Annotated in this window: 6 protein-coding genes and 2 pseudogenes; 3 read left to right on the top strand and 5 right to left on the bottom strand. The window is 71.2% G+C overall.

Translation table 11 applies throughout. From position 1 onward, the window contains the following. Positions 1–21: 21 nt before the first annotated feature. Positions 22–453, bottom strand: a complete 432-nt coding sequence (locus IE142_RS29965) for an SRPBCC domain-containing protein (RefSeq protein WP_268252988.1) — start codon at positions 451–453, stop codon at positions 22–24. A gap of 147 nt (positions 454–600) precedes the next feature. Here IE142_RS29965 and IE142_RS29960 point away from each other — a divergent pair, with 147 nt between their 5' ends. Further along, positions 601–2,046 carry a glyceraldehyde-3-phosphate dehydrogenase gene (locus tag IE142_RS29960; protein ID WP_191888644.1) on the top strand — a complete coding sequence of 482 codons (1,446 nt, stop codon included), beginning with the start codon at positions 601–603 and terminating at the stop codon, positions 2,044–2,046. On the opposite strand, the pseudogene IE142_RS29955 reads toward IE142_RS29960, so the two are convergent. Beyond that, positions 1,968–2,644 (bottom strand): annotated as a pseudogene (locus IE142_RS29955) (hypothetical protein); the annotation flags it as partial. The gene IE142_RS29960 and the pseudogene IE142_RS29955 overlap by 79 nt on opposite strands. Positions 2,645–2,674: 30 nt before the next feature. Here IE142_RS29955 and IE142_RS38810 point away from each other — a divergent pair. Both IE142_RS38810 and IE142_RS29950 read left to right on the top strand, forming a co-directional pair. Continuing rightward, positions 2,675–3,056 (top strand): annotated as a pseudogene (locus IE142_RS38810) (oligopeptide/dipeptide ABC transporter ATP-binding protein); the annotation flags it as partial. Between the two features lie 64 nt (positions 3,057–3,120). Continuing rightward, the gene (locus IE142_RS29950; protein WP_191888642.1) at positions 3,121–5,373 is read left to right on the top strand and encodes a PI-PLC domain-containing protein; all 2,253 of its coding nucleotides are present in this window, start codon (positions 3,121–3,123) and stop codon (positions 5,371–5,373) included. A gap of 40 nt (positions 5,374–5,413) precedes the next feature. On the opposite strand, the gene IE142_RS29945 is transcribed toward IE142_RS29950, so the two are convergent. The 3 genes from IE142_RS29945 to IE142_RS29935 all read right to left on the bottom strand — a co-directional run bounded on the left by IE142_RS29945 (position 5,414) and on the right by IE142_RS29935 (position 12,103). Then, positions 5,414–8,797 (bottom strand): CARDB domain-containing protein, encoded by a 3,384-nt coding sequence (locus IE142_RS29945; protein WP_191888641.1) that lies wholly within the window; start codon positions 8,795–8,797, stop codon positions 5,414–5,416. 374 nt (positions 8,798–9,171) lie between these two features. Next, positions 9,172–10,617 carry an argininosuccinate synthase gene (gene argG / locus IE142_RS29940; RefSeq protein WP_191888640.1) on the bottom strand — a complete coding sequence of 482 codons (1,446 nt, stop codon included), beginning with the start codon at positions 10,615–10,617 and terminating at the stop codon, positions 9,172–9,174. Between the two features lie 46 nt (positions 10,618–10,663). After that, positions 10,664–12,103, bottom strand: a complete 1,440-nt coding sequence (locus IE142_RS29935; RefSeq protein WP_191888671.1) for an NAD-dependent succinate-semialdehyde dehydrogenase — start codon at positions 12,101–12,103, stop codon at positions 10,664–10,666. Between the last annotated feature and the right edge of the window lie 39 nt (positions 12,104–12,142).

Genomic DNA, 12,142 nt, shown 5'->3' with positions numbered 1-12,142 from the left:
CCTGACCGGGACCGCTGACGCTCAGGAGGGACGCTCACCGGCCTCCACCGGAGCGGCCAGTTTCGCGAGGGCCATGCGGGTGCCCGTCTCGTTGTCCGCGGCGGGCACGGCGTCGGGCAGACCGTCGTGCGTCACGACGACGTCGGTGCCGCCGTACGCGTCGGCGAGCGTCGTGGTCACGGTCATGGAGCCGCGGAACGCGGGGTCGGGCGTCTCGAACTCCAGCACCTCCACGACCTGTTCGTCCGGCACCGGCACCAGCCGGGCGAAGGGTCCGTGGTGGGTGTCCGTGTGCGCGCCCGACTTGCCTTCGGCGTCCGTTCCGTCGCGGTAGGTGAGCGAGACGCGGAAGGTCCCGCCTTCCCGGGCGTCGAACGCGTGCACTCGGGACGTCATGCCGTCCGGGACCCGCCACGCCGCGACGGCGTCCGCGTCCAGCGACGCCGAGTGCACGGCCCCATGTTTCCGTCGGCGGGGCAGCCGGGCAAGCCCGGAAGCGGGCACGCCGGGCACTCATCTGATCACCATGGGGCCCACTTGATCGATCACAAGGGCCGTCGGGTTAGCATATGAGCGCCGCCTAGCTCGAAAGATAGAGACGTGACTGTCAACGACGACTCGTTCACCAATTGGAAGAACCGCGAGGAGATCGCGGAGTCGATGATCCCGATGATCGGGAAGCTGCACCGTGAGCGGGACGTCACCGTCCTGCTGCACAGCCGCTCCCTGGTGAACAAGTCGGTGGTCAGCATCCTCAAGACGCACCGCTTCGCCCGGCAGATCGCCGGTGCGGAGCTGTCGGTCACCGAGACGATGCCCTTCCTTCGGGCCCTCACCACGCTCGACCTCGGCCCCTCGCAGATCGACATCGGCATGCTCGCCGCGACCTACCGGAGCGACGACCGCGACCTGTCGGTGGAGGAGTTCACCGCCGAGGCCGTCGCCGGAGCCACCGGCGCCAACAAGATCGACCGTCGCGAGGGGCGTGACGTCGTCCTGTACGGCTTCGGCCGCATCGGCCGGCTCGTCGCCCGCCTGCTCATCGAGAAGGCCGGCTCGGGCAACGGCCTGCGGCTGCGCGCCATCGTGGTCCGGGGCGGTGGCGATCAGGATCTGGTCAAGCGCGCCTCGCTGCTGCGCCGCGACTCCGTGCACGGCCAGTTCCAGGGAACGATCACCGTCGACGAGGACAACAGCACGATCGTCGCCAACGGCAACGCCGTCAAGGTGATCTACGCCGACGACCCGACGGAGGTCGACTACACGGCGTACGGCATCAAGGACGCCATCCTCATCGACAACACCGGCAAGTGGCGTGACCGCGAGGGTCTGTCCAAGCACCTGCGGCCCGGCATCGACAAGGTCGTCCTGACCGCGCCGGGCAAGGGCGACGTCCCCAACATCGTGCACGGCGTCAACCACGACACCATCAAGCCGGACGAGCGGATCCTGTCCTGCGCGTCCTGCACCACCAACGCGATCGTCCCGCCGCTGAAGGCGATGGCCGACGAGTACGGCGTCCAGCGCGGCCACGTGGAGACCGTGCACTCGTTCACCAACGACCAGAACCTGCTGGACAATTACCACAAGTCCGACCGGCGTGGCCGCAGCGCGCCGCTGAACATGGTGATCACGGAGACGGGTGCCGCCTCCGCCGTCGCCAAGGCCCTCCCGGATCTCAAGGCGAGGATCACCGGCAGTTCGATCCGCGTGCCCGTGCCGGACGTGTCGATCGCGATCCTCAACCTCCAGCTCGCCCGCGAGACCACCCGCGAGGACGTGCTCGACCACCTGCGCGAGGTGTCGCTGACCTCGCCGCTCAAGCGTCAGATCGACTTCATCAGCGCCCCCGACGCGGTCTCCAGCGACTTCATCGGCTCGCGCCACGCCTCGATCGTGGACGCGGGCGCACTGAAGGTCGAGGGCGACAACGCCATCCTCTACCTCTGGTACGACAACGAGTTCGGCTACTCCTGCCAGGTCGTCCGCGTCGTCCAGCACGTCTCCGGGGTGGAGTACCCGACGTACCCGGCCCCGGCGGTCTGATCGCGGCGGCACGGGAAAGGGGCGGTGGGAGGTTGTCTCCCACCGCCCCTTCGCGCACGCCGGGTCAGTTCGTGAGTCCCTCCGCGAACACGGGTCGGCGCGGTGTGGCGGTGCCGACGACGACGCGGTGCGCGCCCGCCGCGAGTGCCTGCGCGGCCTGTTCCGGCATGGCGATCCGGCCTTCGGCGATCACCGGCGTGCCGATCGACCCGGCGAGGTCGGTCCCGAGAGCCAGGTCCGGCGCGGACTGGACCGGGGAGCCCGGCACGTAGCCGGACAGGGTGGTGCCGACGAAGTCGGCTCCCTGGGCCGCTGCCGCCCGGCCCTCGGCGAGGGTCGAGACGTCGGCCATGACCAGGACGCCCGCCGCGTGGACGGCCTCGACGAGTGCGGCGAAGGTGCTGCCGTCGGGGCGCGGCCGGGCGGTGGCGCCGGCCGCGGCGCCCGCCTCCACGGGGGCGAGCGCGTGGCGGACGGTCAAGGTGGTGAAGACGCCACTGTCGCCGTCCCTCCACAGGCCGATCACCGGGAGGTCGACGGCCGCGACCGTGACGGCGACGACCTCCGGGTCGTTGACGCGCACGGCCGCCGCGCCCCCGTCGCGTGCCGGGACGTCATGCGGACCAGGGTGTCGGTTCGCCCCCGGATCCTCGACCTTCTGGTGGGTCTGCGCGCGGCTCGGTCTGGGCATGGTGTTCATCTCCCACGACGTATCGCCGACGCATCCAGGCACCCGTACACCGAGGCGCTGCTGTGTCGGCCACGCCGAGCCTGCTGGAGCGCCCCGAGCGGATCGTCCTGCACGGCCCGGTGCCGTCGGCGACCAACCCTCCGGCTGCCCGTTCCGCACCCGCTGCTGGAAGGCGGACGACGCGTGCGCCACCGCCTTCCCGGCGGCGCCGGACGGTCCCGGCGAACACCGGCACTGTGTGCACCCGCAGCGGAGCGCCGCCATCGAGGAGGTCCTGAGCGGGGGCTGCCCCGCGTCGGCCGACCGCGCCGGGGCATGAGTGTGTTGGCGTGCCACCCGGGACGCCGTGTCGCAGGACGGTCGGCTGAAACGAGAATGGGTTCATGGACGAACTGGTTCGGCGCTCTCCCTGGGTCGGGGTGCTGATCTGGTGCGTGGCGGTGCTGAGCCTGACCGTCCTGGCCGCGGCGGCCGTCGTGCGCAGCACCGTTCTCGATCCGAAGTTCTACTCCCAGGTGCTGGAGGACGAGCGGGCCTACCAGCGCTTCTACGACGAGGTGCTGGTCGACCCGGCCAGTACGCCCCTGACCCAGGAGCTGCTGGACCGGCTGCCCGTCCCGCAGTCGACCATCACCTCGAACCTCAAGGTCGTGATCCCGCCGGAGACGCTGCGGGCCATGGGCGACCGGCAGATCGCCGAGGTGATCCACTATCTGGAGGGGGACCGCGAGCGGCTGCGGGTCACGGTCGACCTCGAGCCCGTCGTGGCGAACGTCGAGCGGCTCAGCCAGGCCTACTTCGGTGACGCCGTCGCCGCCCTCCAGCAGCGGTCCGAGCCCGACTTCCAGGCCTTCGTGCAACGCCTGTCCGAACTGGCGGCGCAGGTGGTGGCCGGTGAAGCGCCGCTGGAGGGCCTGCCGTCGCTGCCGCTCTCCGCCGGCCAGGCCCTCGCTGCGACGGAGGCGCTGATGCGCCTGGTGCCGGCCGACTCGCGCTCCGCTATCAGACCGACCGTGCAGGCGGCACTGGTCCGGGGGGACGTGGCCGCGGCGCTGGCCTCGGTGGCGCCGGTCGCCCTGACGGACCAGGTCCGGGCGGCAGCCGCGGAGTTGTTGCGGGAGGCGCGGGAAGGCACCTGGGTCATCACGGTCGACATCGACCCGGCTCAGGAGGCACTGGCCCCGGTGGACCGCGCCCGCTCCGTCACCCGCCTCTTCCAGGAGGTGGTGGAACCGGCGGCCGCGGCGTTGTGCGCCGCCGCGCTCACCCTGCTCTGGCTGTCGACGCCCGGTCCGGTCAGGCGGCGGCTGATGCCGCTCGGTTGGGTGCCGGCCGCGGCCGCCTCGCTGACCGCCCTGACGGTACTGCTGCTGGGCCTCATGCCGGTCGACGCGCTTTTCGGCAGTCCGGCCTCGTGGCCCCCGTCGGCGGCGGAACTCCTCACGGACATCCAGGCCACCGCCGTCGACCGGCTCCTGACGACCGCCGTACTCGTCGCGGTGATCCTGCTCGCCGCGGGCGCCCTGCTGATCACCGTCGGGTGGGTGTGGGAGACCAGGCCAGCCCTGCCGGCCCTCACCGATCCGCGGCACGGCCCGGCCCTGACCTTCGCCGTCACGGCGTGCGCGCTGGTCGGCACGATGCTGGCGCCGGTGGCGATCACCGGCTCCTCGCCCCGCATCTGCCAGGGCAGCGCCGAACTCTGCGACGCCCGGTACGACGAGGTCGCACAGCTCGCGTCCCACAACGCGATGGCGACGACGGCGGACCGTTTCATCGGCCCCCTCCAGGACCCGGACATCGTCGGTCAGCTCGACGCCGGGGTGCGTGTCCTGCTCCTCGACACGCACCACTGGGAGCGGCCCGAAGAGGTCGCGGACCGGCTGAGCACCTCGGACTTCTCCCCGGAACTGCGGCGGCGGCTCACCGCGATCCTGGGACGGGTGAACCCGCCCGAGCCCGGTCTGTGGCTGTGTCACTCCGTGTGCGGGGCCGGGGCCCTGGAGCTGGCGCCGACTCTGCGGCAGATCGGTGACTGGCTGCGGGCGAACCCCACGGAGGTCGTCACGCTGATCCTGCAGGACGGTGTCGGGGCCGTGGACAGCCAGGCCGCCTTCGAGCAGGCCGGGCTGACCGACCTGCTGTACGAACCGGACCCGGACCCGGACCGCCCGTGGCCGGAACTGGGGGACATGATCGACGGCGGTCGGCGGCTGGTCGTCTTCGCGGAGAAGGCCGACGGGCCCGCGCCGTGGTACCGCAACTTCTACCGGTACGGCATGGAGACACCCTTCGCCTTCCGCAGTCCGGACGAGATGTCCTGCCTGCCGAACCGGGGCGGCACGGACAAGCGGCTGTTCCTGCTCAACCACTTCGTCACGGCCGGCGGCGGACGGCGGCTGGACGCCGGGACGGTCAACGCCCGGGAGCGGGTGCTGGAGCGGGCGCACGACTGCGAGCGGCGGCGCGGCAGACCGGTGAACTTCGTCGCGGTGGACTACACGACGATCGGTGACGCGCTCGGCGCGGTCGACGAGCTCAACGCCGAACGCCGCGAGGAGGACGGCCGCTTCCCCGTCGAACGGTCACCGGAACGGCTCGGCGACGCGGTGGTGGCCGCGTCGCCGAGGGGGTGACGCTGGGGCCGGCGGTCCGGTCAGGGGCCGCCGGCCGGTCCTACTGGTTGATCTTGAACTGGGAGCCCGGCTCGATGCGTATGTCGTCTTCGGCCGAGTCGGTGATCGTGACGTCGGTCAGGGTGGCACTGCCCCGGGCGCCGCCCATCGCGAGGATGCCGGAGCCGTTGTTCGACTTGTCGATGCGGACGTTGTCGATCTTGACGTCCGGGATCGCACCGCCTCCCGTCTTGAACTGGATGCCGTCGTGGGTCGAGTCGAAAATCTCGGTGTCCCGGATGGTGACGCCGGGGATGTCGTGCCCCTGCGCGAAGAGGGTGATGGCGCCGAACTCCTGCGCCTCGCCCCAGAACGCGCCGCCCGTGCGGTGCAGGGCGTTGCCCGCGATGAGGGTCTGCCCGGAGAAGGGAAGCGGGTCGTGGTCGGTGGCGAGCATGATGCCCGGGTAGTTCATCGTGTCGGAGATGACGTTGTTCTCGATGGTGTTGCCGTAGCCGCCGTAGATCGCGATGCCGTTGGCCCGCCACGGCAGTTGGACGGTGTTGTTGCGGAAGTGGTTGTCGTGGCCGACGTCCACGGAGGTGTCCTTGACGTACTTGCTGGCCCACACGGCGAGCGAGTCGTCGCCGGTGTTGCGGAAGGACGAGTTGTAGACGGTGGAGTTGCGGGTGCCGTTGGCGAAGTTGACGCCGTCGGCGTAGGTGTTGCGGATGCGCATGCCGGTGAACTCCAGGCCGTCACCGGGGCCCCACAGCTCGGGGATGTTCGCGTAGTCGCGGCCGGCCCAGACACCGACGTTGGCGTGCTCGATCCACACGTTGCTGATCTTGGTGTCCTTGCCGAAGCGGCCGTTGAGCCCGACGCCGCCCTCATGGTTGCCGTCGCCGCCGCGGATGGTGCCCGAGCCGAAGATGGCGAGGTCGGAGATCCGGGTGTTGTGGTCGATGTCGAAGCCGAAGTTGCCCTCGTGCGGGTGGTTGATGCCGCCGGCCTCGTGCGGCGGGGTCAGGGTGTGGAGCTGGGAGTGCCACATGCCCGCGCCGCGGATCGTGACGTCCCGGATGCCGACCTGGTTGAACTGCCCCCGGTTCTGCGGGTCGTCGGTGAGGACCTTCTGCTCCTGGCGCCACTGCCCGGCCGGGATCCACACGCAGGGGATGTCGCCGTTCTGGTCGGCGGTGACGGCGCGCTGGATGGCGTCGGTGTCGTCGAGTCCGTCACCGGGAACGGCACCGTACTCGGTGACGGAGACGCAGTTGTCCGGCTTGGTCTTCGGCGGCGCGACCTGCTCCAGGTCGATCAGGTCGATGACGTAGAAGGCGGCCGTGTCGCCCGCGTCCCGCTGGAGGCGGAACTCGGTGCCCTGCGGGAAGGTGCGGTCCAGCAGCGCGTGGGACTCGTCGAACAGCCGCCGCGCGTCGCCGCCGGGCCGGTTGGTGAGCCCTTCGGGGTCGTCGGTGTTGCCGTAGAGCCAGCTGTGCTTGGAGGACAGGGTCAGCTTCCGCACGAACTCGCCGTCGGCGTAGAGGCTGATCGTGGCCTCGGCTCCGCCGCCGCCGGGGGCGTCGGGGATGGAGTTGCGTACGACGATGGAGTTGGTGGGCGTGGTGGAGGTGAACTCGACGTACTGGCCGGTGGAGTCGAGCCGGACGGACTTGCGGCCCGAGGACTCGGTGCCGAAGTTGGTGTGGCCGAAGGTGCGCTTGGCGTCGGTGGTGAGCAAGGTGCCCTCGTAACGGCCGTTTTCCGCCTCGTACTCGGTGTGCGGGACGGCGGCGCCGCGTCCGACGACGAGGGACTTCGCGAGGACGTTGTTGTCCTCGTTGGTCTCGGTGACGACGCCGGTCGCGTCGGCGGTGGCCGTGAGCGTGACGCCGCCGCCGGTCGCCTTCCAGGTGCCGCTGATCGGCACGTTGACGGTGGCGCCCGCGGCCACCTCACCGGTGGTGCCGTTCAGGGTGGTGGAGCCGGCCTGGAGGCGGGTCACCGAGCCCGTCTCGACGGCGCTGGTGCCGCGGTTGTGCACGGCGACGGTGAAGGTGACGGGCGCGCCCACGGCCGGGTTGGCCGGGTCGGTCGTGATGGAGCGCACCTCCAGGTCCGGTCCGGGGGCCCGGTCGACGACCAGTCGGTCCGCGGCGCCGCGGCTGTTGTTGGAGTCGTCGAGTTCGGCGACCGTGTCCCGGGGGTCGACCACGGCGGCGACCGCGTAGCTGCCGGCCGCGTGGGTGCCGGTGGCCACGGCGACCTCGGCGGACTCACCCGGGGCGAGCGCGGGCACCTCGGCGGTGCCGGCGGTCGCGCCCTCGACGGTGACCTCGGCGGTCGTGGCGGCCGAGGGGGCGGTACCGGTGTTGCGGACTGTGGCGTCGACGGTGACCTCGTCCCGCTCGGAGGGGTCGGCGGGCGACCAGTCGAGGCCGGTGACGGTCAGGTCGGGCGCCGGCGCGGCGGCACCGACGACCTGGAACTCGGCGACCTGGCCGCCGGGCGCGCCGGTGTTGGAGAAGAAGCGGAGCCGTACGTCGGACACACGGCCGGTGACCGGAATGGTCACGGTGTTGTCCTTGCCGGGGCTGAAGGAGTAGTCGGCGCGGGCGCGCAGCGAGGTGAACTCGCTCGCACCCTGCGCCCGCCCGAGCACCTGGATGCCCTGGGTCCGGGCGGACCAGACCGGGTCCGGGTCGAGCCTGACGACCACCGCGCTGACGTCCGCGTCGGCGCCGAGCTTCACCGTGAGGTCGGCGGGGTGGCCGGCGGCCTCCCAGTAGGTGGAGATGAAGTCGTCGGTGGCGTTGGCCGCGACGTAGGAGTGGACCGAGGAGGTGGCCTCGACCGGTTTGTTGCGGGCCAGGTTGGTCCCGGTGGGCGGTGGCTCGGTGACCGCCTCGTCGCCGTACACCTCCAGTTCGGAGAGCTGGGCGGCGTTCCAGCCGGTGTTGCCGGCGACGTGGACGCGGACGTAGCGCGTCTCGGCGGGCGAGTCGAGGTCGAGGGCGACGGTGTTGGCGCGTGCGGGGTCGAAGGCGCGTGCCGAGGCGGCGTCGAGGGTGCGGAAGGTGGAGCCGTCGGTGCTGCCGTGGAGGGAGAGGGTCTGGCTGCGGCTCTCCCAGCCGGCGGGCAGCTTGAGCACCACCCGTTCGACGTCGCGGGCCTCGCCGAGGTCGACCTGCACCCACTGCGGGAAGGAGCCGGCCGGGCCCTCCCAGTAGGTGGCCTGGGTGCCGTCGGTGGCGTTCCCGGCGGGGTACGCGCCGTGTGAGCCGCCCGCGGTGGCCGGGCGGCCGAGGGCGAGGTTGACCTCGGCGGCGCCCGTGGTGGCCTGCGCGCCGGCCGCGAAGGGCAGCGGCAGCAGCCCGACCGTCACCAACCCGGTCACGACGGCGCCCGTCAGCGACCGTCGGCCGAGAGATCTCCATCTCATGGGGGGTCCTCTTGTTCCGTGGGAGTCCGGGAGTGCGACAGGTCGGCGAGCAAAGGGGAAGCACCGACCATGCGAATCAATTGAGCGGGACAGTCGATTCTTTGCGGAAAGTGCGTCATCAGATTTCTAGCGCGTCACCTGTTTGTCAACGCTCCTCGCCACGACGGGGTTTGATGCGCAAACGCCTTGCGTCGCTTGCGTGCAGCTTGCGTTGCGGTTGAGCTGGGCATGTCGGATCGACGCGGCACGGCGACACCGGTACAACCGGGTGCGACACGCAAGTCGTGCACCGGGGCGAGAAACAGAAGGGCCGGCTCGATGCCCGTAGGCATCGAGCCGGCCCTTGCCGGTTGGGGCATCCCCCTGGTACGCGGTCAGTCCGTGCCGGACTCCATCGCGGCGCGGTCCAGCAGCTCGTCGTCGCCGGAGACCTCGCCGCGCGAGGCGATGGCCTGGGCGCCGCCTTCCGGCATGGCGCCGATGAGGCCGGTCGCGGCGGCCTGTGCGGCTCCGATGGCGGTGTCGGTGGTGCCGATCAGGCCGATCCCGGCGTACTGCTCCAGCTTGGCGCGGGAGTCGGCGATGTCCAGGTTGCGCATGGTGAGCTGGCCGATCCGGTCCACCGGGCCGAAGGCGGAGTCCTCGGTGCGCTCCATCGACAGCTTGTCCGGGTGGTAGCTGAACGCCGGGCCCGTGGTGTCGAGGATCGAGTAGTCCTCGCCGCGCCGCAGGCGCAGGGTGACCTCGCCGGTGACCGCGGAGCCGACCCAGCGCTGCAGCGACTCCCGGATCATCAACGACTGCGGGTCGAGCCAGCGGCCCTCGTACATCAGCCGGCCCAGACGCCGCCCCTCGGTGTGGTACTGGGCGAGGGTGTCCTCGTTGTGGATCGCGTTGACGAGGCGCTCGTAGGCCACGTGCAGCAGGGCCATGCCGGGGGCTTCGTAGATGCCGCGGCTCTTGGCCTCGATGATCCGGTTCTCGATCTGGTCGGACATGCCCATGCCGTGCCGGCCGCCGATGGCGTTGGCCTCCATCACCAGGTCGACCGGGGAGGCGAACTCCTTGCCGTTGACCGTCACCGGGCGGCCCCGCTCGAAGCCGATGGTGACGTCCTCGGGGGTGATCTCGACCGACGGGTCCCAGAACCGCACACCCATGATGGGCTCCACGGTCTCCACTCCGGTGTCGAGGTGCTCCAGCGTCTTGGCCTCGTGGGTGGCACCCCAGATGTTGGCGTCGGTGGAGTACGCCTTCTCCGTCGAGTCCCGGTAGGGGAGGCCGTGGGCCAGCAGCCACTCCGACATCTCCTTGCGGCCGCCGAGCTCGGTCACGAAGTCGGCGTCCAGCCAGGGCTTGTAGATCCTCAGCTGCGGGTTGGCGAGCAGGCCGTAGCGGTAGAACCGCTCGATGTCGTTGCCCTTGAACGTGGAGCCGTCGCCCCAGATCTGGACGTCGTCCTCGAGCATCGCCCGGACGAGGAGCGTGCCCGTGACGGCACGGCCGAGCGGCGTGGTGTTGAAGTAGGCACGCCCGCCCGAGCGGATGTGGAACGCCCCGCAGGTGAGCGCGGCCAGGCCCTCCTCCACCAGCGCCGCACGGCAGTCGACCAGACGCGCGATCTCGGCGCCGTAGGTCTTCGCACGGTCGGGCACCGAGGCGATGTCGGGCTCGTCGTACTGGCCGATGTCGGCGGTGTACGTGCAGGGGACGGCGCCCTTGTCACGCATCCACGCGACCGCGACCGAGGTGTCGAGGCCGCCCGAGAAGGCGATACCGACGCGTTCGCCGGTGGGGAGGGAGGTGAGGACCTTGGACATAGGAAGAGTATGCATGATGACGCATGACCATGCAAAGCCGGGATGGTCAGCGGGCGGGCGTCGCCAGGTACTGGTACTCCAGGAACTCCTCGATGCCCACCGTTCCGCCCTCGCGGCCGAGCCCGGACTGCTTGACGCCGCCGAAGGGGGCGGCCGGGTTGGAGACCAGGCCGGTGTTGAGGCCGACCATGCCGACCTCCAGGCGCTCGCCGACCCGCAGGGCGCGGTCCAGGCCCTCGGTGAAGAGGTAGCCGACGAGCCCCCAGGGGGTGTCGTTGGCGCGGCGCACCACCTCGTCCTCGTCGTCGAAGGTGAGGATCGCCGCCACGGGGCCGAAGATCTCCGTGGCCATCAGGCGGCTGTCCGGGGAGACGTCGGTGAGCACCGTGGGCGGGTAGAAGCAGCCGGGGCCGTCGGGAGTACGGCCGCCGACGAGCACCCGGGCTCCCCGCTCCACCGCGTCGGACACCAGGCCCTCCACCTTGGCGCGCCCGGCGGCGTCGATGAGCGGGCCCACGTCGACGCCCTCCCGCGTCCCCGGACCGACGACCAGGGCGCCCATGCGCTCGGCCAGGCGCCGCCCGAACTCCTCGGCGACCGAGCGGTGCGCGAAGAAGCGGTTCGCGGCGGTGCACGCCTCGCCCATGTTGCGCATCTTCGCGACCATGGCGGCGTCCACGGCCGTGTCCAGGTCGGCGTCGTCGAAGACGATGAACGGCGCGTTGCCGCCCAGCTCCATCGACGTGCGCACCACCGCGTCAGCGCACTGGGCGAGCAGCAGGCGCCCCACGGCAGTGGAGCCGGTGAAGGACAGCTTGCGGACGCGACCGCCGCGCAGGAGCGGTTCGCACACCTCACCGGCCCGGGAGGTGGTGACGACGTTCAGCACGCCGTCCGGCAGCCCGGCTTCCTGGAGGATCGCGGCGAGGGCAAGACCGGACAGTGGTGTCTGCGGGGCCGGCTTGAGGACCATCGTGCAGCCGGCCGCGATCGCCGGGCCGATCTTGCGGGAGCCCATGGCCAGCGGGAAGTTCCACGGCGTGATCAGCAGACAGGGTCCGACCGGGCGTCGGGAGACCAGCATGCGGTTGCGTCCGTCAGGGAGGACGCCGTACCCGCCGTCGATCCGCACGGCCTCCTCGGAGAACCAGCGGAAGAACTCGGCCGCGTACGCGACCTCTCCCCTGGCCTCGGCGAGCGGCTTGCCCATCTCGGACGTCATCAGAAGAGCGAGTTCGTCGGTGCGGTCGAGGACGATCTCGTAGGCACGGCGCAGTATTTCGCTGCGGGCCCGCGGCGCCGTACGGGCCCACTCCTCCTGCGCCTGGACCGCGGCGTCCTCGGCGAGCCGGGCGTCCTTGGGGCCGGCGTCGGCGACGTGGCAGAGGATGTCGCCGGTCGCCGGGTCGTCCACCGGCATGACGGCGCCGTCCGCGGCGTCCGCCCAGGCGCCGCCGATGAACAGCCGGGTCGGTGTCCCGGTCACGGGGCTCGGCGTGTCGGTCATGATGTCCCTCCTCGCGGT

The sequence above is a fragment of the Streptomyces mutabilis genome, assembly GCF_014649815.1.
In the GTDB taxonomy this organism is placed as follows: Bacteria; Actinomycetota; Actinomycetes; order Streptomycetales; family Streptomycetaceae; genus Streptomyces; species Streptomyces mutabilis.
The sequence above is the reverse complement of the archived record's forward strand: the minus strand, read 5'-3'. Positions and strand labels throughout refer to the sequence as shown.